20 protein-coding genes and 3 pseudogenes are annotated in these 19,946 nt (G+C 62.3%); 11 read left to right on the forward strand and 12 right to left on the reverse strand.

What is annotated here, in order from left to right; genetic code table 11:
- Nucleotides 1-4: 4 nt before the first annotated feature.
- From HV753_RS04905 to HV753_RS04925, 5 genes are all read right to left on the reverse strand, one after another.
- Entirely contained in the window at nt 5-904 is a 900-nt protein-coding gene (locus HV753_RS04905; protein WP_175173273.1) for an SMP-30/gluconolactonase/LRE family protein, read from the reverse strand.
- 11 nt (nt 905-915) lie between these two features.
- Nucleotides 916-1,914 carry a Bug family tripartite tricarboxylate transporter substrate binding protein gene (locus HV753_RS04910; protein ID WP_175173274.1) on the reverse strand — a complete coding sequence of 333 codons (999 nt, stop codon included), beginning with the start codon at nt 1,912-1,914 and terminating at the stop codon, nt 916-918.
- Nucleotides 1,915-1,949: 35 nt separating this feature from the next.
- On the reverse strand, nt 1,950-2,942 hold the full coding sequence (locus tag HV753_RS04915; RefSeq protein WP_175173275.1) for a Bug family tripartite tricarboxylate transporter substrate binding protein: 993 nt from the start codon (nt 2,940-2,942) through the stop codon (nt 1,950-1,952).
- On the reverse strand, nt 2,939-4,144 hold the full coding sequence (locus HV753_RS04920) for a CaiB/BaiF CoA transferase family protein (RefSeq protein ID WP_175173276.1): 1,206 nt from the start codon (nt 4,142-4,144) through the stop codon (nt 2,939-2,941). Before HV753_RS04920 ends, HV753_RS04915 begins: the two co-directional genes overlap by 4 nt.
- A 122-nt stretch (nt 4,145-4,266) precedes the next feature.
- Complete coding sequence (locus tag HV753_RS04925) at nt 4,267-5,205, reverse strand: hydroxymethylglutaryl-CoA lyase (RefSeq protein ID WP_175173277.1); 939 nt, start codon at nt 5,203-5,205, stop codon at nt 4,267-4,269.
- 196 nt (nt 5,206-5,401) lie between these two features.
- Here HV753_RS04925 and HV753_RS04930 point away from each other — a divergent pair, with 196 nt between their 5' ends.
- Together HV753_RS04930 and HV753_RS04935 are read left to right on the forward strand one after the other, a co-directional pair.
- On the forward strand, nt 5,402-6,130 hold the full coding sequence (locus tag HV753_RS04930) for an IclR family transcriptional regulator (RefSeq protein WP_175173278.1): 729 nt from the start codon (nt 5,402-5,404) through the stop codon (nt 6,128-6,130).
- 101 nt (nt 6,131-6,231) lie between these two features.
- Nucleotides 6,232-7,389 carry an NAD(P)H-dependent flavin oxidoreductase gene (locus HV753_RS04935; RefSeq protein ID WP_175173279.1) on the forward strand — a complete coding sequence of 386 codons (1,158 nt, stop codon included), beginning with the start codon at nt 6,232-6,234 and terminating at the stop codon, nt 7,387-7,389.
- Nucleotides 7,390-7,398: 9 nt separating this feature from the next.
- On the opposite strand, the gene HV753_RS04940 is transcribed toward HV753_RS04935, so the two are convergent.
- Together HV753_RS04940 and HV753_RS04945 are read right to left on the reverse strand one after the other, a co-directional pair.
- Nucleotides 7,399-8,871: a sensor histidine kinase gene (locus HV753_RS04940; RefSeq protein WP_175173280.1), complete on the reverse strand. Its 1,473-nt coding sequence runs from the start codon at nt 8,869-8,871 to the stop codon at nt 7,399-7,401.
- A complete protein-coding gene (locus HV753_RS04945; RefSeq protein ID WP_175173281.1) occupies nt 8,868-9,596 on the reverse strand; it encodes a response regulator transcription factor in 729 nt (242 codons plus the stop codon). Before HV753_RS04945 ends, HV753_RS04940 begins: the two co-directional genes overlap by 4 nt.
- 145 nt (nt 9,597-9,741) lie before the next feature.
- On the opposite strand from HV753_RS04945, the gene HV753_RS04950 reads away from it, so the two are divergent.
- The 3 genes and pseudogenes from HV753_RS04950 to HV753_RS31360 form a co-directional block, all read left to right on the forward strand.
- On the forward strand, nt 9,742-10,374 hold the full coding sequence (locus HV753_RS04950) for a cytochrome b/b6 domain-containing protein (protein ID WP_175173282.1): 633 nt from the start codon (nt 9,742-9,744) through the stop codon (nt 10,372-10,374).
- A gap of 10 nt (nt 10,375-10,384) precedes the next feature.
- Nucleotides 10,385-11,176 (forward strand): molybdopterin-dependent oxidoreductase, encoded by a 792-nt coding sequence (locus HV753_RS04955; RefSeq protein WP_175173283.1) that lies wholly within the window; start codon nt 10,385-10,387, stop codon nt 11,174-11,176.
- Between the two features lie 41 nt (nt 11,177-11,217).
- A pseudogene (locus HV753_RS31360) lies at nt 11,218-11,277 on the forward strand (pentapeptide MXKDX repeat protein); the annotation flags it as partial.
- Nucleotides 11,278-11,388: 111 nt separating this feature from the next.
- Here the strand turns inward: HV753_RS31360 and HV753_RS31365 are convergent.
- A pseudogene (locus HV753_RS31365) lies at nt 11,389-11,436 on the reverse strand (hypothetical protein); the annotation flags it as partial.
- On the opposite strand from HV753_RS31365, the pseudogene HV753_RS31370 reads away from it, so the two are divergent.
- The 5 genes and pseudogenes from HV753_RS31370 to HV753_RS04980 all read left to right on the forward strand — a co-directional run.
- Nucleotides 11,419-11,559 (forward strand): annotated as a pseudogene (locus tag HV753_RS31370) (pentapeptide MXKDX repeat protein); the annotation flags it as partial. The pseudogenes HV753_RS31365 and HV753_RS31370 sit on opposite strands and share 18 nt — an antisense overlap.
- Nucleotides 11,560-11,635: 76 nt before the next feature.
- Nucleotides 11,636-12,130, forward strand: coding sequence for a peptide-methionine (R)-S-oxide reductase MsrB (msrB, locus tag HV753_RS04965; RefSeq protein WP_175173285.1), 495 nt, complete (start codon nt 11,636-11,638; stop codon nt 12,128-12,130).
- A 27-nt stretch (nt 12,131-12,157) separates the two neighbouring features.
- Complete coding sequence (msrA, locus tag HV753_RS04970; protein ID WP_175173286.1) at nt 12,158-12,850, forward strand: peptide-methionine (S)-S-oxide reductase MsrA; 693 nt, start codon at nt 12,158-12,160, stop codon at nt 12,848-12,850.
- 165 nt (nt 12,851-13,015) lie between these two features.
- Nucleotides 13,016-14,263 (forward strand): GGDEF domain-containing protein, encoded by a 1,248-nt coding sequence (locus tag HV753_RS04975; protein ID WP_175173287.1) that lies wholly within the window; start codon nt 13,016-13,018, stop codon nt 14,261-14,263.
- 42 nt (nt 14,264-14,305) lie between these two features.
- On the forward strand, nt 14,306-15,049 hold the full coding sequence (locus tag HV753_RS04980) for an SDR family NAD(P)-dependent oxidoreductase (RefSeq protein WP_175173288.1): 744 nt from the start codon (nt 14,306-14,308) through the stop codon (nt 15,047-15,049).
- Nucleotides 15,050-15,114: 65 nt separating this feature from the next.
- Here the strand turns inward: HV753_RS04980 and HV753_RS04985 are convergent, their stop codons facing one another.
- The 4 genes from HV753_RS04985 to HV753_RS05000 form a co-directional block, all read right to left on the reverse strand.
- On the reverse strand, nt 15,115-15,243 hold the full coding sequence (locus HV753_RS04985; protein ID WP_343056457.1) for an RpiB/LacA/LacB family sugar-phosphate isomerase: 129 nt from the start codon (nt 15,241-15,243) through the stop codon (nt 15,115-15,117).
- A 115-nt stretch (nt 15,244-15,358) separates the two neighbouring features.
- Entirely contained in the window at nt 15,359-16,198 is an 840-nt protein-coding gene (locus tag HV753_RS04990; RefSeq protein ID WP_217481433.1) for a PDDEXK family nuclease, read from the reverse strand.
- A gap of 407 nt (nt 16,199-16,605) precedes the next feature.
- Nucleotides 16,606-17,613 (reverse strand): asparaginase, encoded by a 1,008-nt coding sequence (locus HV753_RS04995; protein WP_217481444.1) that lies wholly within the window; start codon nt 17,611-17,613, stop codon nt 16,606-16,608.
- A 191-nt stretch (nt 17,614-17,804) separates the two neighbouring features.
- Nucleotides 17,805-18,356 (reverse strand): Dps family protein, encoded by a 552-nt coding sequence (locus HV753_RS05000; protein ID WP_175173289.1) that lies wholly within the window; start codon nt 18,354-18,356, stop codon nt 17,805-17,807.
- A 232-nt stretch (nt 18,357-18,588) separates the two neighbouring features.
- Between HV753_RS05000 and HV753_RS05005 the strand changes: the two genes are divergently transcribed.
- Nucleotides 18,589-19,764, forward strand: a complete 1,176-nt coding sequence (locus tag HV753_RS05005; RefSeq protein WP_175173290.1) for an MFS transporter — start codon at nt 18,589-18,591, stop codon at nt 19,762-19,764.
- The last annotated feature ends 182 nt before the right edge of the window (nt 19,765-19,946 follow it).

A 19,946-nucleotide genomic window follows, 5' to 3' on the forward strand; every position in this document is an offset into this window, starting at 1 on the left:
CGGTTCAATCCGGCAGCTCGGCCTCTAGAATCGCCCCGGTCGCGGATTCGGTCATCACCACCGAACCGCCGCCGGGGCGCACCGCCACATTGGTCACCGTGCTTGCGCCCAGCGGGCTTTTCAGAAAGTGCGTGACCTCGCCGCGCGCGTTCAACACGAAGACGCCCCCCAGACTGGCATGGGCCACCAGCAGACGGCCGTCCGGCGTCGTCGCCAGGCCATCCGGCCCGCTCGTGCCGAAGAACGTCCGGAACGCCCCCATCTTGGTGATCGATCCATCCGGCATCACCGGTGCGCGCCACACCTGATTGGCCCGCGTCACCGCCACGAACAACACCTTGGCTTCCGCATCCAAGGCAATGCCGTTGGGGCTGGGCGCATTGGCCAGCAGCAGGTCCAGCCGGCCGCTGTCGGCATCAAAGCGATAAACGCGCCCCTGCGGATCATGCAGCCCCGTTTGCCCCTGGTCGGTGAAATACAGCTGGCCAGCACGATCGAAGATCAGATCGTTCACGCCCTTGAAGGATTCGCTGTTGCGATGCCCCAGCACCGTTTCCACCCGGCCGCTGCCAATATCGCAACGCAGGATCCCGCGCTGGTAATCGGCCACCCACAAGCTGCCGTCCCGATGCAAGGCCAAGCCGTTGGGCCAACCGCCGGTGTTGGCAATCACATGCCAATCATGCATGCCGTCGACCCGAAAAATACGGCCATGCGGAATGTCCGTCACGTACAGCGCGCCCGCTGCGTCGAACACCGGCCCTTCCAGAAAGCAGTCAACGATATGCCCCGCCTTGTTGGCGTCGGCCCAGGCGCTGCGCTGCCTGAGCCGCAGGCTTTCCGGCAGCGTGGCAATGACGCGCGCGGGCACCACGACGGGCGGTTTGAAGTCCAGATTCCACATGGTCGCCGCCCCTATTCCGGCTTGATGCCGACACGTTTGCCCACGTCCGCCCACAGCGCCACCTGCTGCTGGACGTGGCCGCCAAATTCGCCCACCGTCATGGACCGGTGCTGCGCCCCTTGCCGCGCCATGTTCTCGCGCATGGCGGGGTCGCTCATCACTTGCGACACCAGGCGATTCATCTTGTCGACGATGGCGGGCGGCGTGCCCTTGGGCGCAGCCAGCCCGAACCAGTTCAACACCTGATACGTCGGCAGGCCTGCCTGGGCAAACGTCGGCACGTTGGGCAAGGTTGCCAGGCGAGCATCGCCGCTGACGGCAAGCGCACGCACGCGGCCGCCCTGCACCGGCGGAATGGCGGTGGGCGCCGCCGTCACCAGCACGTCGATCTGGCCGGCCATCACGTCCGCCAGCGCTGCGCCCGCGCCGCGATACGGAATATGCGTCAGCGAAATCCCCGCTTCGCTCTTGAACATCTCGGCCGCCAGATGCGTGGAACTGGCCTGGCCGCCAGAGCCATAGTTGAGCTTGCCAGGATGGGCGCGCGCATAGGTGATCAGTTGCTCCATGGTGGTGAAGGGCGACCTCTCCGGCACCAGCAGCACCAGCGGCGTTTCGATGATTTCGGCAACGTGGATCAGGTCGCTCTGATAGTCCCACGGCAGTTTCGAGAACAGCAGCGGCAGCATCGTATAGGTCGTGTCCGTCACCAGGAAGGTGCTGCCATCCGGCGCCGAACGCACGACTTCCTGCGTGGCGATCGTGCCGGACGCCCCCGTCTTGTTGTCGACGATGAATGTCTTGCCCGTCGCCTCCGACAGCTTCTGCGCGACCTGGCGCGCGGCGTAGTCGGTCGTTCCCCCTGGCGAATACGGCACCACCAGCCGCACGGGTTTGTCGGGCCAGGTGGCGGCGTCGCTGGCGGCGTGCGCCGGCAGGCAAGCGATGCCGATCGCGGCGGCGATCAGCAGTTGGGGCAAGGCGGCTGCGCGCCTGAAAAGCGGTGTCATGGTGTGGTCTCCTTTGGTTCTTCCTGCTGGCCGCCTCAAGCGGCAGTCTGGATGTTGGCCTCGCGGATCAGGCGGGCCCACTTCTTCTGTTCTTGCAGGATGTACTGCTGCGCGGCGTCGGGCGTGCCGCCCATCGCGGTGCTGCCTTCGGCGGTGAACAGTGCGATCGTGGCCGGATCGGCCAGCACTTTTTCCACCACGCCATTGACCGCCTGAATCACGTCCTGGGGCGTGCCCGCAGGCGCGACCAGTGCCTTCCAGTCCAGCGCCTCGAAGCCATCAAACCCGGATTCGGCCACGGTGGGCACATCGGGAAGAATGGGCAGACGCGCCCGGGCGGTGACGGCCAAGGGGCGCAGCACCTTGCCCTTGAGCATCTCCTGCGCGGCCTGCGGCGTGGCGAACATGTAGTCCGTGTTTTCGCCCAGCAAGTCATTCAAGGCCGGGGCGGCCCCTCGATACGGCACGTTCAGCACTTCAAACTTGGCCTGGTAGGCCAGCAGTTCCCCCGCAAGGTGGCCCACTGTGCCGGACCCGGCAAGCGCCTGCTTGATGGACCCTGGCGCGGCGCGCGCGTCTTTCACCAGATCAGCCAGCGTGTTCCACCGGGCGTTGGCCTTCACCACCAGCACCACGGGCAGCGACGCGATCAGCGCGACCGCCGCGAAATCCTTGGCGGCGTCGAAGGGCATCTTCGGCATCAAGGCCGGGTTGATGGCCAGGTTGGACGTCTGCCCCAAGCCCAGCATGAAGCCATCGGGCTTGGTCTTCGCCACATAGTCCAGGCCAATATTGCCGCCTGCGCCGGGACGGTTCTCGACCACGACCGACCAACCCGCCTCGCCCGTGATCTTGGCCGCGATGGCGCGGGCCACGGAATCCGTCCCGCCGCCCGGCGTGTACGGGACGATCAGGCGGATGGCCCGGCCATTGGGATAGCCAGCGGCGCTTTGCGCCCGCAACGGCAATGGCAGCGCCGCCGCGCAGAGGGCTGCGCCCAGGAATGAGCGTCGAGAGAGAGCGATCATGAGGGTTTGTCTCCTTGTGTAATGTGCCTTGCTTTCAAGGCCGCGATTTCATCGTCGCGATAGCCGGCGGCGCGCAAGAGCTCGTCGGTGTGTTCGCCCACGGCTGGTGGCTGTAGGCGGATGGGCGGTTGAACGCCGTCCAATGTCAACGGGGCCAACGGCACCCGCGTTTCCCGGCCATCCGGCAGCGTCACCGGCGCGAGTCCCCCCGTCGCCTTCAAATGCGGATCGTCGAAAAGTTGTTCAGGGCGGGTGATGGGCGCGAACGGCAGGCCTTCTTGTTCAAACCGCGCGGCCAGCTCGGCTGCGGGGTAGCTGGCCAGATGCGATCGCAACTGCGGCATCAGCCAATCACGGGCCAACACGCGATCGTTGTTTGTCTTCAGGCGCGGGTCCGCCAACCAGTCCGCCAAACCGAAGGCGCGGCAGAAGATGTCCCATTGCTTGTCACTGACGACAGCCAGGAACACCTGTTCGCCGTCCTTGACGGTAAACACGTCGTACACCGCCCAGGCCGAAATTCGGCTGGGCATGGGGGCTGGCGCATGGCCCGTCATGGCGTGCTGCATCATGTGCTGGCCCACCAGGAAGACGTTGTTTTCAAACAGCGACGCCTGCACTTGCGTGCCCACGCCGGTATGTTCGCGCTGCGCCAATGCCGCCATCGCGCCCAGGGCCCCGAACATGCCACCCATGATGTCATTGACGCTGGCGCCCGCACGCAGCGGATCACCGGGACGGCCCGTCATATAGGCCAGGCCGCCCATCATCTGCACGACCTCGTCCAGCGCCGTGCGGTTCTCATACGGACCCGGCAGAAACCCCTTGTGGCTGACATAGATCAGCCGGGGGTTGCGTGCCTTCAACGCGGCGTAACCCAGGCCCAGCTTGTCCATCACGCCGGACTTGAAGTTTTCGCTGACCACATCGGCCGAATCGATCAGGCGCAAGGCGGCCTCGATCCCTTCGGGCTGTTTCAGGTCCAGCGCAATGCTCTTCTTATTGCGGTTGAACATGGGGAAGAAACCCGCGCCAGACCCCAGCAGCCTGCGCGTGGAATCGCCCCCTATCGGTTCGACCTTGATGACTTCCGCGCCCAGATCCGCCAGCAACATGCCGCAGGTGGGGCCCATCACCATGTGGGTGAATTCGATGACGCGGATGCCTTCGTAGGGAAGGCGGGACGGGGAACGGCTGGGCATGTAAGACACCTTCGGAATGAGTGGATCGACGCTGCGAGGCAGAATTCAGGCAAAGGGCCCTCCGCAGCGGGGGCCTGAAGGCGCCCTGCCGCATTGGCATCGCTATCGGTAAAGCGTGGTGGCTAGCGGGACGGCGTAAAGCCCTTGGGCAGCCCTGCGTCCGGCGTCATGCCGTACAGCGGCTCGCCCGGCAGGCCAGCGGCAAGCGGCGTCCGCGCCGCAATGATTTTTTCCAGCGAAATCCCGGTGGCGACGCCCATGGCCTCGAACATGAACACCAGGTCTTCCGTGACGACATTGCCTGACGCGCCCGGCGCATACGGACAGCCGCCCAACCCGCCCAGCGAACTGTCGAAGGTGCGCACGCCTTCGTCCCAGGCAGCCAGGCAGTTGGCCAGGCCCAGCCCCCGCGTGTTGTGCATGTGAGCGGCGCCAGCCTTGGCCCCAAGTTCGCTGCGCAGGCGCCGGAACAGGCGGCGCACCTGGGCGGGGTTGGCGTAGCCCACCGTGTCCGACAAGCCGGACTCGTCCGCGCCCGCCTCCGCGCACATCAGCGCCAGCCGGATCACCTCGTCTTCAGGCACCAGCCCCTGCAAGGTGCAGCCGAAGGCCGTCGAAATGCCGGCTTCGATCTTGACGCCGGGCGCCATGTCATCGCGCAACTGCACAATGGCGCGCACTTCTTCCACCATCTCTTCCGGCGTCTTGCGCACATTGGCCAGCGAATGGGCGCGGCTGGCGGAAACCGGCAGGGTCAGCTTGTGGGCGCCCGCACGCAGCGCGGCCTCGGCGCCGCGCAGATTGGGCACCAGCGCCATGACCGTCACACCGGGATGCCGGACGGCATGGGCGACCACATCGGCCGCGTCCGCCATCTGCGGCAGCAGGCGTGCGGGCACAAACGATGCCACTTCAATTTCACGCACGCCGGCCGCGACCAGCGCATCAATCCACTTGAACTTGTCGGCGGTCGGCATCGTGGCCTTGACCGATTGCAGCCCATCACGTGGCCCGACTTCGCTGATCAGGACATCCGCTGGGATCGGGGTGTCTTGCGTCATGATTACGTCTCCGCTATATTCTATCTAATAGAATGATGTTCTTTAGAATAGAATTTAATGCGAACCAGAAATCGCTGTCAAGCGCGTTTTGGAACGTTCCCCCGGGCGCCCGCCGGGCCTGTGCCTACAATGAGCACCAATCGTTCTAAAAGATGGAATATGCCGACTGATTTCCACCGCGCCGTCCGGGCTGGCCATGCCGCGTAAAGCCATCACCGAATCCGTCGCCGACGCCGATGCCGCCGAAGGCGGCGTCGCGGCGGTCGACCGGGCAATGAGCCTGATGTCGGTGTTCACCCCTGCCGACCAGACCCTGTCGCTGGGCGAGTTGGCCGAACGCACGCGCCTCTACAAAAGCACCGTGCTGCGCCTGCTGGCCTCGCTTGAGCATGCGCAGTGGATACGCCGCCTGGATGACGGCCGCTACGCGCTGGGCCCGGAAGTGGCCCGTCTGCACAGCATCTATTCGGCGTCGTTTTCGCTGGAACATGTGGTCTTGCCCGCGCTGCGGGAACTGGTGGCCGCAACTGGCGAAAGCGCGGCCTATCACGTGCGCCAGGGCGATGCCCGACTTTGCCTGTATCGCGTCGATTCCCCGCACCCGGTGCGCGACCACATCCGGGCCGGTGACCTGCTGCCGCTGGAACGCGGCAGCGGCGGACGTGTGCTGACGGCCTATGACGACATCCTGGGCCGGGCGCCCGGCCCGGACCAGGCGCTGTACGCGCGCATCCGCCAAGACGGCTATTTCGCCGCGATGGGCGACCGGCTGAGCGAAGTGGCGGGCATTTCCGCCCCGGTCTTCCTGCTGTCGGGCGGCATCGCGGCCGCGGTGACACTGACGGCGCCCGCGCACCGTTACAACCCCGACCACCTTGCGCCCGTGCTACAGGCCGCGCGCCGGCTGACGGGCCACGTCGGCTGAGCGCCATCGCACCGCCATTGCCCGGCCGCTTGATCCCGCGCAAGGCAGCCCGTCACCCCTTGCTCTAGCCTCTGTCCACTTGACCAGAGGAAAGACTCAACATGACGTGGTTCAAATCACTCAAACTCGCCGGACGCGAATTGCTGCCCATCGTTCAGGGCGGCATGGGCGTCGGCGTGTCCGCCCACCGTCTGGCCGGCGCCGTCGCCAGCCAGAACGCGGTAGGCACCATTGCCAGCATCGATTTGCGCCATCACCATCCGGATCTGCTGGAAAAAACCGAGAAGTGCCATGACCGCGAGGTCATCGACAACGCCAACCTGGAAGCGCTGGACCGCGAAGTACGCGCCGCGCTGGACACCGCGCAAGGGCGCGGCCTGGTCGCCGTGAACGTGATGAAGGCCGTACGCGGCCACCCTGCCCTGGTGCGCCAGGCCTGCGAAAGCGGCGCGCAAGCCATCGTGATGGGCGCTGGCCTGCCCATGGATCTGCCTGAAATGACGGCGGATTTTCCCAAGGTGGCCCTGGTCCCAATTCTGTCTGAAGCGCGCGGCGTGGCCGTCGTGCTGAAAAAGTGGATGAAGAAAGGCAAGCTGGCCGACGCCGTGGTCATCGAACACCCCGGCCATGCCGGCGGGCACCTGGGCGCGGCCCGCCTGGACGACATTCACGATGAACGCTTCGATTTCAAGCGCGTGCTGGCGGAATGCCACGCCCTTTTTGACGAGCTGCAACTGGGCCAGGACGCCCCGCGCCTGATCGTCGCCGGAGGGGTTGGCAGCCATGACCAAGTGCGTCATTGGCTGGCCAACGGCGCGGATGGCGTCCAGGTGGGCACCGCGTTCGCCGTCACCCATGAAGGCGACGCGCACGAGAACTTCAAGCGCGTGTTGATGGACGCGGACCCGGCCGAACTGGCTGAATTCACCAGCGTCGCCGGGTTGCCCGCGCGCGCCGTGGCCACGCCTTGGCTGACCCGCTACCTGCGCCAGGAAAAGACGCTGCAAGCCAGCACGCGCTGCGATCCGCGACGTTGCAGCCAACGCATGGACTGCCTGACGCAATGCGGTTTGCGCGACGGCCTGTCGCGCTTCGGTCAGTTCTGCATTGATTTGAAGCTGGCCGCCGCCCTGCGCGGCGAGGTCAGCCGCGGCCTGTTCTTCCGCGGCGCCTCCAAGCTGCCGTTCGGCGGCGCCATGCGTTCGGTGCGCGAACTGATGGACTACTTGCTGCACGGGCAGATGCCCGCCGCAGCCTGACGCACCGCGTCAGCGCGCCGCCGACAATTCAAACTGGAACACCGCGCCGTGCTCGGCGCGTTCCACCAGCCGGATCTCGCTCTGGTGCAATTGCAGGATGCGCTGCACGATCACCAACCCCAGGCCGCCGCCGTCGCGCGGCCCACGGTTCAGGGCGGATGCGCGAGTAAACAGGCCGGCGCGCAGTTCTGGGGGAATCCCTTTGCCTGAATCGCTGACCTGTACCTGCACCCGGCTCTGCGCCACGCCCAGTTGCAGTTCGATCCGGCCGCCCGGCGGGCTATGCCGGATGGCGTTATCCAGCAGATTGGTCAGCACGCGCTCGATCAGCCCCAAATCCGCCCGCACCAGCGGTAGCGCCTGGGGAATGTCGGTGGTCAGTTGCTGCTGGCGCGCTTCAGCGGCCAACTCGAATTTCTGAAGCACGTCCTGCACCAATTCCGGCAGCGAAAACGTTTCGGGTTCCAGCCGCACCAGGCCAGACTCCAGCCGTGCCAGTTCAAACAATTCCTGCGCCAGACGGCCCACCTTGCGGCTTTGCGCCAGCGCAATATCCAGATAGCGGCGGCGTTCGCTGGCATCCAGCGTTTCGTCCTTCAACCGCAACGTTTCCAGGTAGCCATGCAGCGAGGTCAGTGGCGTGCGCAGATCGTGCGAGATATTGGCGACCAAATCCCGCCGCTGCTGATCTTGCCGCGTCAATTCGCGCCATTGCTCGGAAATCCGCCGGCCCATCTGCACAAAACTGCGCCGCAGCACCGAGATCTCGTCTCCGTTGCGATCCGATGCGTCGCCGGGACGCTCCAGCGCGGCCAACGCCTGGCCGTCATCGCCGTCAAACGCGCTTACCGCGCGCGTCAGGCCGCGCAGCGGTCGCGTGATCAGGGCAAACGCCGTCAAGCCAGCCACCAGGCCCAACAGCGCCACCAGCGCAATCGACCAGAGCGTCGTGCGCAAGACGGAACTCCGCGACACGGACATCGCCAACGCATCGTGCGCCTGCCCTTGCAGCACCACGTAGACGTAGCCCTTGTCCTGCCCGGCCACGCGCACCGGCGCCGCGCTGAACACCTTTTGCGCTTCGATGTTGCGCGGGTCGTCGCCCACGATGGGCAGCATCCCGCCCGCCAACAGGCGCTTGACCGGTTCCAGGTCCACGCGATCCCGCTTGATCTGGCCAGCCGGCGCGGCATCACCCACGATGCGTCCATCGTTGGACAGCAGGTAGACCTCCACGGCAGGGTTCACCGCCATCAGCATGTCGAACAACGAACGCACCGCGTCCGGCTTCCAGCCATTGGTGTCCATCAGTTCCGTCGTGCCGGCGATATGCTGCGCCAGCCCGCTGGACAGACGCTGCACGACCTCTTGCTCATAGCGCGAATTGGCGGCGATCTGCAACCACGCCGATGCGCCGCAGCAAGCCAGCAACAGCAGCGCAAACACCCCGGACAAGCGTTGGGACAAGGTAAAGCGGTTCATGATGCGGCTCCCGCGCCGCCCGGCCCCGCCGCGAACTTGTAGCCCCTGCCCCAGACGGTCAGGATGCGCTGCGGGTTGGACGGGTCGGCTTCGATCTTGGTGCGCAAGCGGTTGATATGCGTATTCACGGTGTGTTCATAGCCTTCGTGCTGATACCCCCAGACGTGGTTCAGCAGATCCATCCGCGAAAAAACCTTGTCGGGATGTCGCGCAAAAAAATGCAGAAGATCGAACTCGCGCGGCGTCAGGTCCAACCGGCGTTCGTCGATATCCACCGTGCGGGCAACGGGGTCGATGGAAATCCCGTGCACCGCCAAGCTGCCCGCGTCGATCCGCGCATTGCGTTCCACGGCGTCACTGCGGCGCAGCAGCGCCCGCACGCGCGCCACCAGTTCCAGCATGGAAAACGGCTTGGCCAGGTAATCGTCCGCGCCCAGTTCCAGGCCCAGGATGCGGTGCACTTCGCTGGACCTCGCGCTGGTGATGATGATGGGGGTGTAGCGCGCCATGGCGCGCGCCCGTTTGCAGATCTCCAGGCCGTCGATGCCGGGCAGCATCAAATCCAGGACCAGTGCGTCCCAGCTGCCCTCTTCCAGCCGCCGCATGCCTTCGTTGCCATCGGCGGCGTGTTCGACCGCATAGCCTTCGTCGCGCAGGTGCAAGCGCAGCAATTCGGCGATATGGGCGTCGTCTTCAACAATCAGCACGCGGCGGGGCGTATCCATAGGGGGGCTCGGGCCAGTTCAGTACCGCCATTGTCGCCAATCCGGGGCGGCGGAGTTATCACAATTATTTTAAGTTTGCGTGAGGACTTCGATATCGGCCCCGGGGAAGAATGGCTCCAACGACAAAACGCCCCGGAGACCCGCCATGTTGGCAAGCCCCGCAAGTCACGATACACCGGCCGCCCCCCGCCCGGCCGGCGTTATCCATCCAGGCTGGCTGCGGGTCATGCACTGGATCAACGCGCTGGCCGTGGTGATCATGGTGATGAGTGGCTGGCGCGTCTATAACGCCTCGCCGTTCTTCGATTTCACCTTCCCGAAAGACATCACGCTGGGCGGCTGGCTGGGCGGCGCCTTGCAATGGCACTTTGCCGGCATGTGGCTGCTGTTCGCCAATGGCCTGCTGTACCTGGCCCTGAACGTGGCCACCGGCCGCCTCTGGCGCAAATTCTTCCCCGTCGGCCCCCGCGGCATCGCCGCCGACCTGGGCGCCGCCCTGCGCGGCAAGCTGTCCCACGACGACCTGCGCCATTACAACCAGGTGCAGAAACTGGCCTACCTGTTCGTCATGGTCGACATCGTGGTGCTGGTGCTGTCCGGGCTGGTGTTGTGGAAGTCCGTGCAATTCGACCTGCTGCGCGAACTGCTGGGCGGCTACGAATTCGCGCGGCGCATCCATTTCTTCGCCATGGCGCTGCTGGTGGCGTTCGTGGTGGTCCATCTGGTGATGGTAGCGCTGGTTCCCCGCAGCCTGATCGCCATGATCCGCGGCAAATAAGGAGCCTTCCGTGAGCCAGAAAAGACGTTTGTCGCTGTTGGGCCTGGACGGCCCGGCCATCCTGCAAGAAGCCAAGAACCTGTTGGCCAAGCGCGTGGAACATCCCACACGCCGGACGTTCCTGCGCAACAGTCTGACGCTGGGCGGATTGGCAATGCTGTCCGGTTGCTCCTTGTCCGACGATGAAAACGTCGAAAAGGCGCTGACCACCGTGTCCCGGTTCAACGACCGCGTGCAAGGTTGGCTCTTCGACCCCAACAAGCTGGCGCCGACCTACCCGGAATCGATGATCACGCGGCCCTTCCCGTTCAACGCCTATTACGGCATCGACGAGGTCCGCCACGTCGAAGAAGAGTCGTTCCGCCTGGAAGTCACCGGCATGGTGGCCGACAAGCGCCAATGGCGGCTGGAGGAACTGCGCGCCATGGCCCAGATCGACCAGGTCACGCGGCACATCTGCGTGGAAGGCTGGAGCGCCATTGGCAAATGGGGCGGCGTGCCGTTCTCGACTTTCCTGAAGCGCGTGGGCGCCGACCTGACCGCGAAATACGTGGGCTTCAAGTGCTCGGACGACTACTACACCAGCATCGACATGCCCACGGCGCTGCACCCACAGACCATCTTGGCGTTGACCTATGACGGCAAGACCTTGCCACCCGAATACGGCTTTCCCATGAAGCTGCGTATGCCCACCAAGCTTGGCTACAAGAACCCCAAGCACATCAGGGCGATTTTCGTCACCAACACCTACCCAGGCGGTTACTGGGAGGACCAGGGCTACAACTGGTTCGGCGGAAGCTAGGTGAAAAAACTGTCTTACCCCTCTCATCAAAGGAACGCATCATGAAGAAACTCACCACCGCCGCTTTTTCCCTGTGCCTGGCTTTTGGCGCCGTGGCTGCCCATGCCGCCGACACCATGAGCAAGGATGGAATGGCCAAGGATTCGATGTCCAAGGACAGCATGTCGAAGGATGGAATGTCCAAGGGCGGCATGGCCAAGGACGGCATGGCGAAAGACGGCATGGCCAAGGATGGCATGTCCAAGGATGGCATGTCGCATGACGGCATGAAGAAGGATTCCATGTCGAAAGACGGCATGTCCAAGGACGGCATGTCGAAAGACAACATGTCCAAGGATGGAATGTCCAAGGGCGGCATGTCCAAGGACAGCATGTCGAAGTAAGCCTCGCACGAATCGCCGGCAGGCGGTACCCGCGGCGCGGGTCCGCCGCCCCTTGGTCCCTTGACGGAGCCACGCCATGAGATTGAATCGCAGACATTTCCTGAGCCTGGGCGGCGTTGCCACCCTGGCCGCCGGCCTGGCCCCGTTGCTGGCCGCGCGCAGCGCGCCGCCGGCCGCCTCGTTCCCCTACGCCTTGACCGATGCGCAGTGGCGCGCGCGCCTGACACCCACGCAATTCGACGTACTGCGCCGCGAAGGCACCGAACGCCCCTACACCAGCCCGCTGAACGACGAACACCGCAAGGGCACGTTCTCATGCGCGGGCTGCGACCAGAAATTGTTCTCCTCAGACACCAAATTCGACAGCGGCACCGGCTGGCCCAGTTTCTGGCAACCCCTGACCGCCGCCGTCGGCGAAACCCGCGACAGCAGCTTCGGCATGGTCCGCACCGCGGTCCACTGCGCCAATTGCGGCGGCCACCTGGGCCATGTCTTCGATGACGGCCCCCGCCCGACCGGACTGCGCTATTGCATGAACGGCGTCGCGATGACGTTCGCGCCCCAGGCCTGACCCCTTCCCTATCAGGACCCCGACATCATGAACTACCCGTTCCGCAACCTCTGCGCCAGCCTAGCCGCCGCCTGCGGCCTGTTGGGCGCGGGCGGTGCCCAAGCCGCTGAATCCGCCTTCATCATTCCGCCACCTGCCGTCGACCAGGCCAAAGACGCGGCCCAGCAAGAAAAGGCCGTCATCGCCGGCGGCTGCTTCTGGGGCGTGCAAGCCGTGTTCCAGCACGTGAAAGGCGTGTCGAGCGCCGTCTCCGGCTATGCCGGCGGCAAGGAAAACACCGCCAACTACGACACCGTCAGCAGCGGACGCACCGGCCACGCTGAAGCCGTCGAAATCACCTATGACCCGAAGCAGGTCAGCTACGGCCAGCTGTTGCAGATCTACTTCTCGGTGGCGCACGACCCGACCCAGCTGAACCGCCAAGGCCCGGACAGCGGCACTCAATACCGCTCAACCGTCTTCCCCGCCAACGACGGCCAGCGCAAGGTAGCCGAAGCCTATATCGCGCAGTTGAACCAGGCGCGGGTCTATCCCAAGGCCATGGCCACCACCGTGGAGCCGCTGCAAGCCTTCTACCCGGCCGAGGGTTACCACCAGGACTATCTGGTGCGCCATCCGTACAGCATGTACATCATGGTGAACGACATCCCCAAGGTGGAAAACCTGGCGAAGACCTTCCCGGATCGGTATCGCGATAAGCCTGTTTTGGTTAATCCGTAGTTTCGGCGCAATGCCAAACCGCCCCGGCCGTCATGGTCTGGGCGGTTTTTTTTTGGGTAAGGTGTCAAACTGCCATATCGTCTTGAAATTGCAGTCTGACACCTTATTCCCACGACCTGGCAGCACCCGCGTAGGCCTTCCGCCTGATCTCTTGACATCCCGACTATGGTCGCATCCACTCTCGTCGCCATGCTGTGTGCACACCTGCTGTGCTTCTCTGGCATGTTTTTACTCATTAGTCGTCGCCTGCCTGGCAACAGGATGGGGATGGATTTTTTTGCCGTGGGCAATCTCTTGCTGGCGCTGGCCTATATCCTGCAACTGGTTGAAGGGGGCCCGGCATGGAGCGTGATGAGCGTCATCAACCACACCCTCACGCTGGCCGCCCCAATCGCCTACTGGCTCGGCGCCATGCGATTTTTTGGGCATCAGGTTCGGTTGTGGCGCACATTGGTTCTATTTTCCGTGGCCTATGGCATTGCGCAATGGCTGGTGCAGTGGAGCGCTGGGCCTGCCGCACGTTACGCAATGCTGGCGGCGATGGCGACCCTGCTTTTCTTTGCCATGACAATAACCGTGATCTATGGCGTGCGCACGTTTGCAAAAGATCTGTATGGAGAGATGGTCTTCTTTGCGTTTCTGATTGGCGGGATCTGTATTCTCAACGCGCTGAAGTTCTTGAAAATCGTGGATGATGGCTTGGATGCGCTGCACATGGACAGCCGCTTTCAAATGATCTTCTACATCTACATGTCAACCCTGGCCACCATCGTGCCACCCTCCATCGTCTGGCTCGTGCTCCGACGGCTGACGGATAGCCTGCGCGACATGGCGGCGCGTGATCCCATGACAGACCTGCTCAATCGCAGAGGTCTTCTGGATGCCCTGAAACGGTATTTCAATAGCCGGAACGCCGCGCCTGCTTACCTGCTGCTGTTGGATGTCGACCATTTCAAGAAAATCAACGATACCCATGGGCACCAGGCCGGCGATGAAGTCATATGCCAAGTTGCAGATTTACTGCGCTCCACAGTGCGTCGCGGCGACCTGACGGGTCGTATTGGTGGAGAAGAGTTTGTGGCCATCATCCTGGAAACCGATGGTGAGGGCGTCATGCTCCTGGCAGAGCGCCTGCGTGCCAACGTTGAAAGCCAAGCGATCAACGTTGCCGATTCGGATAATTCGCTGCGCTGCACGGTCACCATAGGCATTTCACCGCCTTTCCATGGCGCGCATGGCCTGGAGAGCGCACTTCGGCAAGCCGATTCCGCTCTCTACAAAGGAAAATCGGCTGGACGCAATCGGATCGAATTCGCCGATTTCTCTGACGACATATCGGCTGAGTATCCTGAATCAGGAGTGCCAACTGCGGTCGACGCCGCCTCGGCATGCCGCATGACTCACTCTGCGTAAGCCCAGCGTAACCCCAACCCACCAACTTCATCTGACTGCGCTATGCCTCAACCACAACGTGTTGCTCTTGTCACTGGGTCTACTTCAGGTATTGGAGAGGCGATAGCGCGCCGACTGTCTCGGGATGGCTATGCTGTCGTTTTGCATTCGCGCAATTCCGTGGATGTCGGAATCTCCATGGCGCGCGAGCTGGGTTTGGCCACTTATGTGCAAGCAGATCTCGCTGAAGATGCAGACCGGATACGACTGGTGAAAGAAGCTGTCGCGCAGTGGGGCCGTCTGGACGTCGTCGTGAACAATGCGGGAATCAGCCGTGTGATTCCCCATGCCGACATGGCAGCTGCTACGCCCGACTTATGGCGCGAGCTGCATGAGATCAATGTCATTGCCCCGTTTCGTATCGTTGCAGAAGCTGAGGCCGCACTGCGCGCATCGGCTGCTACCGGAGTGCCTGCTTGCGTGATTAATGTGAGTTCGCACGCAGGCGTTCGTCCGAAAGGGGCTTCTATCCCATATGCCGCCACGAAGGCGGCGCTAAATCATGTCACGCGCTTGCTCGCGATCTCACTGGCGCCAGACATTCGCGTGAATGCCGTCGCTCCTGGGCTTGTCGATACGCCATTGACCGCAAGCTGGACGCAGGCTCGGCAATTATGGCGCGAGCGTGCGCCGATGCGGCGGGCCGCAAGCCCCGAAGATATTGCGCAAGCAGTTTCAATGCTTATTCAATCCAACTATCTGACGGGCGAAATCCTGCTTTCTGATGGCGGGTTGAATCTCACATAACTCGTGAGCCTGACCTTGCTGCGAACCGCAGCGCCCAAAGATCGCCAGGCCCATTCGGATGCGCCCTAGCGCCCGCCCACCTTGCTCAACATGTCGATTCGTCTCTGATGGCGTGCACCCTCAAAGGACGAGTTCAGGAAAGCGCTGACACATTCACGCGCCACATCAAAGCCGATGATTCTGCTTCCAGAAATAAGGTATCAGACTGCCATTCCAACATAATATTGCAGTCTGGCACCTTACCGATATACCTGCCCGCTGCTGGTACAGCTTCAATCTAGTGAGCGGCGTCGTGCGGATGGTCTTTATTTATTCAGCAGAGTCGCCATGCGCATCCTTGAGAAGCTCCAGGATAAACTCTTCGTGTTTTTCTAGCTCTGCCTTGGTCAACCGGAGTTTGTAGCGCCGCTCTCTTGAATTGTATTCAAGGACATCCAAGCCCGCCGCTTCGATCTTCGATTCAATACCCTCATCGCGGGGTAGCCGAAGCTCCAATCTTAGCCAGTCCTTCTTCGGTTTAAGGACGGCGAAATTATCAGAACTTCCGTTTTGGTCAGCAAGACCAATATAAAATTTATTATATTTTAGAGAAAGCAGAGGATCGAATGTTCTGATCAATTTAAGAATTTCATCTGCCAAACCAACGGTGGCTTTAGTTGCGCGCTTTTCCCAATAGGCACGATCAGTGCTCTCTGCAACTTCCTCGTCTTCGTCAACTAGCCCCAACGTCCGCTCATCTAGAACGGTCGTGAATATTAGCGAAACATTATTTTTGACTTGAAGTGCGCTTACCTTGATCGCGATCAAGGGGATGAACCCATTGAAGAGGTTTACGACATTCAAAAATCTGCTTGTTATATCTTCCGCCACTATTACGGCAGTGTGTTCGTATTGCGGATATCGCTTTCGTTCAATGTCCCAATATTCAATAGTGCGAATTATGTGGGATTCGTCCGTTTTTCCCAGTTGAATTTCGATCTCGTATCGGCGGTTGGATTCTGCATCTTGGCAGAGAATATCAAGTCGACCCGCTCCGCTATGGGCGCGTTCCTTGTCTTTCAATACGAGGTCGCCGAGACCCAGGATAGAGGGATCCTCGGCGATTCGATCCTGAAGCCAACGTTCATTGAACTCGGGGTGCCGTTTCAAGGATATTGATTCTGGCCTAATGTATGCCAATTCTGTTTTTTCGCTCATCGTCTTTGTTGGTTTTTTTAATCACACCGCACAGCTCGACGCTGCATGCGTCGTATAACGGCACCTACAGGCAATAGCTTAAGCGCGTATAGGTATGGCCCCACCACCCTTAAGAGCGAAGTTATTAAGGTGTCAGACTGCAATACCGCCAAATTGCAGTCTGACACCTTATTCATCATAGCCTGCGGAGCCAGGGAAATTGCCCTGGACACCGCCGAGCCAGCCACACATTTGCAAGCATGGTATGCCTCTCGCGGCTATCGACCGATCGAGTCTGCACAGTGGGCGCATACCAATTATCGAAGCATCATCATGAGCAAGCCGCTAGGCTTGTCCAGCTAAGCCCAGGGCACAGGTTATTAGCGGTCAAATGCGGCTTGCAGCGCTTCCTTGCTGCTCTGCCCCTGATGCAGCATGAGCATCAGCAGAAGCCGGGCTTTCTGGGGATTGAGGTCCCCTGCCATGACCGCGCCCGCATCAAAGGTGGTTTTCCCGCCGCCCGGGAAACCGTAGACCGGCATCGTGCGTCCGTTGGGCACGCGGGTCGCAATGACCACCGGCACATTCTTGCCCAGCGCGTATTTGACGGCCTCGAACATTGAGACGTTCATATTGCCCATGCCCACCGCCTGAACCACGATGCCCTTCGCTCCTTGATCCACCGCGTAGCGCAGCAGGTCGCCATCGGCGCCACCGAACATCGGCAGGATTTCCACACGCGGCATCTCGCCGCTACCGATGTCGATATGTTGGCGGCGCAGGGGCGTCCGCGAGAATTGCACGCGATCCGACCAGACTTCCCCCAGAAAACCGAAATCACCCGACTTGAAGGTCTCGACATCGGCAGTATGGGTCTTGGTTGCGGTACGCGCTGCGTTGATCTGGTTGTTCATCGCCACCATCACGCCTTTTCCCTTGGCCTCTGGCGTCGTGGCGATCCGAATCGCGTTGAGCAGGTTGCGGGGTCCGTCGAAGTCTGGCGAAGACGCATTGCGCTGGGCACCGATCAGGATCACCGGTTTGTCGGACTTCACGGTCAAATCAAGCCAATACGCAGTCTCTTCCATGGTGTCGGTGCCATGCGCGATCACCACGCCCGCCACCTCTGGCCGGGCCAAGGCGTCATCAACTGCCTTCGTCAGCCGCGTCCACCATTTGGGCTCGACGTAGTTTGCCGACATGGCAGAGAAGTTATTGACTTCGATGCGCGCGTATTTGGCGGCGTCGGGCACCGTCTGCATGAGATCGTCGCCAGAGATGGCGGGAACCACCCCTTTGGTGACCGGATCCACCTTCATCGCAATCGTGCCGCCCGTGGCAATGAATTGCACAACAGGCAGGTCTGCGGCCATCGCGCCGGCCGACATTGCACACAAGGTAAACAGCGAGAAAATTCGTAGTCGCAGATTCATGGGACGATTCCGGAGGGGTGAACGAAAGGCCATTCTAGTCAGACTGCCGCCGGATGCGCTGCGCCGGGCTTGTTTTTTTGGCCGCGGCGCCATGCAAAACCGCCCGGGCCATCACGGCCAGGGCGGCTATTTTCCACGCGCCGGAATCAATGCCCCGTCGAGTCGCCTTGCCGGCTGGCTTCAAACAGGAACCAGGTGCGCCGCTCGGTTTCGTCGATCCAGTTCTCAATCAGGCTGGAACTGGCGATGTCACGGTGTTCGTCGGTGATGTTGTGGGCTTCGCGCAGCGACGCCGCCAGCACCTTGTTGTCTTCGCGCAGCTCGGCCAGCATGTCCAGCGGCTGAACATAATCGGCGTCGTTGTCCGAAATCCGCTGCATGCGTGAGATGTGCCCGATCGAACGCAGCGTGGTGCCGCCAATTTTGCGGATGCGTTCCGCAAGAGGATCCGTCATGGCGAAAAGCTGGTCGCCCTGCTCGTCCAGCAGCAGGTGGTAATCGCGGAAGTGCGGCCCGCTGACGTGCCAATGGAAATTCTTGGTTTTCAGGTACAGCGCGAATACATCGGCCAGTATCTGGTTGAGCGCGGCGGAGATGTCGCGGGTGGCGGCGGCCGCCAGATCGGTCGGCGTTGCCAGCGGAAGTTTGCGCCGCTCTTTCAGCGTCTTGGTGGTCTTCTCATTCAGTTTCTTGGCCATGAATTGCCGCTCCTTGGAATGATAGAAAGTACGCAGTCGCGGCATGGACCAGGCCATGCGCGATACCCAAGGGTAATCCCGCAAGCAGGCATTTGCCAATGCCTCCTGTCAATGGATGGCCCATTGAACGCAAGGCGAGCCATCCGCTATACATCCTTCAGTGCAAACCTCGGCCCCCGCAGGGAAGGAGTATGCTACGCGCCTTCGTCTCAGCCAGATTCACACCATCGCTATGCGCGGCAATCCCGACGCCAGACAAGGCGCCATCGCGTTGCACGGGTTCTACTTCCTGTATTACGGTCTTCAGGGCGTCAGCATCCCTTTCCTGCCCTTATGGTTCGCCAGCCGTGGCCTGGACCCCGCCGTCATCGGGCTGATCGTTGCCACCTCTTTCCTGCCCAAGATCCTGTCGACACCGGTCGTGGCCCATCTGGCCGACCAAAGCGGCCGCGCACATGCGTTGATCGCATCGGCGCTGGCAGCGTCCCTGGTGTTGTTCATCTGTTATCCGTTTTCGCAGACGCCGGCTTGGCTGCTGGCCATCACCTTGCTGCTGAACGCCGTCTTTCCCGCCGTGCTGCCGCTGATGGACCGCATGGCCATTGCCAGCGGCCGGGCGCAAGGCAATTCCTATACCGTCATGCGGGCGTGCGGATCATTGGGTTTCGCGGTCGTCACGGTTGTCGGGGGCTATCTGATCAAGACCTTCGACGCCGACTGGGTGATGTGGTTGTCGATCTTGCTGATCATCGCGTGCCTGGCCTGCGTGCGCCTGCTGCCGCAAGCCGCCCGTCCCGCCGCCGATGCGGCGCCCGTGGAGGCCGTGCGGCTGCCCATGCTGGCGGTGCTGCGCGACCGGCCGTTGCTGATGTGCATCGCGGCGGCCTCGCTGGTCCAGGCCAGCAACGGCTTTCTGTATTCCTATTCGACGCTCTACTGGACGGCCAGCGGCCTGTCCACCGCGCTGATCTCATTGCTGTGGGTGGTGGGTGTCAGCAGCGAAGTGCTGTTTTTCTTCCTGGCACCCAAGGTGCTGGCCCGAACCGGCGCGCAATGGCTGATCCTGGTGTCGGCGGTCATGACGGCGATCCGCTGGGCGGGCCTGTCCGCCACCACCGACCCGGCGTTGATCGCCGCGCTGCAACTGCTACAGTGCTTCACCCTGGCCGGCAACAACGCTGCAATCATGTGGTACATCACGCGCCATGTGCCCGCCGCATGCAAAACATCCGCCATCGCGCTGTATGCCCTGCTGTCGGGAGGGGTGTTCATGTTCGGCAGCATCCAGCTGGGCGGCGCGCTGTATCGCAGCTATGCGCCTGGCGGTTTCCTGGTGATGGCGTTGTGCGCGCTAAGCGCGATTCCGCTGGTGATCTATTCGGAAAAATCGCGCAGGCGCACATCGTAGGATGGGTGGAGCGCGAGAGACTGGCGCCAAGCACTGCGGAACCTGGCACGCGCAACCCATCAAGCAGCGGTTGCGATGTGGGTGACATCTGTTAGGAAATCATCGCTGCTTGATGGGTGTAGCGCGAGAGACTGGCGCCAAGCACTGCGGACCCTGGCACGCGCAACCCATCAAGCAGCGGT

This window comes from Achromobacter pestifer (assembly GCF_902859625.1).
Lineage (GTDB): Bacteria > Pseudomonadota > Gammaproteobacteria > Burkholderiales > Burkholderiaceae_B > Achromobacter > Achromobacter pestifer.

What these genes read in the sequence shown, in the direction of transcription:
- HV753_RS04975 (WP_175173287.1), top strand. Translation starts at nt 13,016, where the DNA reads ATGGTCGCATCCACTCTCGTCGCCATGCTGTGTGCACACCTGCTGTGC.
- HV753_RS04915 (WP_175173275.1), bottom strand. Translation starts at nt 2,942, where the DNA reads ATGATCGCTCTCTCTCGACGCTCATTCCTGGGCGCAGCCCTCTGCGCG.
- HV753_RS04950 (WP_175173282.1), top strand. Translation starts at nt 9,742, where the DNA reads ATGTTGGCAAGCCCCGCAAGTCACGATACACCGGCCGCCCCCCGCCCG.
- HV753_RS04930 (WP_175173278.1), top strand. Translation starts at nt 5,402, where the DNA reads ATGCCGCGTAAAGCCATCACCGAATCCGTCGCCGACGCCGATGCCGCC.
- HV753_RS04980 (WP_175173288.1), top strand. Translation starts at nt 14,306, where the DNA reads ATGCCTCAACCACAACGTGTTGCTCTTGTCACTGGGTCTACTTCAGGT.
- HV753_RS04905 (WP_175173273.1), bottom strand. Translation starts at nt 904, where the DNA reads ATGTGGAATCTGGACTTCAAACCGCCCGTCGTGGTGCCCGCGCGCGTC.
- HV753_RS05005 (WP_175173290.1), top strand. Translation starts at nt 18,589, where the DNA reads ATGCGCGGCAATCCCGACGCCAGACAAGGCGCCATCGCGTTGCACGGG.
- msrA (WP_175173286.1), top strand. Translation starts at nt 12,158, where the DNA reads ATGAACTACCCGTTCCGCAACCTCTGCGCCAGCCTAGCCGCCGCCTGC.
- HV753_RS04995 (WP_217481444.1), bottom strand. Translation starts at nt 17,613, where the DNA reads ATGTCGGCCGGCGCGATGGCCGCAGACCTGCCTGTTGTGCAATTCATT.
- HV753_RS04940 (WP_175173280.1), bottom strand. Translation starts at nt 8,871, where the DNA reads ATGAACCGCTTTACCTTGTCCCAACGCTTGTCCGGGGTGTTTGCGCTG.
- msrB (WP_175173285.1), top strand. Translation starts at nt 11,636, where the DNA reads ATGAGATTGAATCGCAGACATTTCCTGAGCCTGGGCGGCGTTGCCACC.
- HV753_RS05000 (WP_175173289.1), bottom strand. Translation starts at nt 18,356, where the DNA reads ATGGCCAAGAAACTGAATGAGAAGACCACCAAGACGCTGAAAGAGCGG.
- HV753_RS04935 (WP_175173279.1), top strand. Translation starts at nt 6,232, where the DNA reads ATGACGTGGTTCAAATCACTCAAACTCGCCGGACGCGAATTGCTGCCC.
- HV753_RS04910 (WP_175173274.1), bottom strand. Translation starts at nt 1,914, where the DNA reads ATGACACCGCTTTTCAGGCGCGCAGCCGCCTTGCCCCAACTGCTGATC.
- HV753_RS04925 (WP_175173277.1), bottom strand. Translation starts at nt 5,205, where the DNA reads ATGACGCAAGACACCCCGATCCCAGCGGATGTCCTGATCAGCGAAGTC.
- HV753_RS04945 (WP_175173281.1), bottom strand. Translation starts at nt 9,596, where the DNA reads ATGGATACGCCCCGCCGCGTGCTGATTGTTGAAGACGACGCCCATATC.
- HV753_RS04920 (WP_175173276.1), bottom strand. Translation starts at nt 4,144, where the DNA reads ATGCCCAGCCGTTCCCCGTCCCGCCTTCCCTACGAAGGCATCCGCGTC.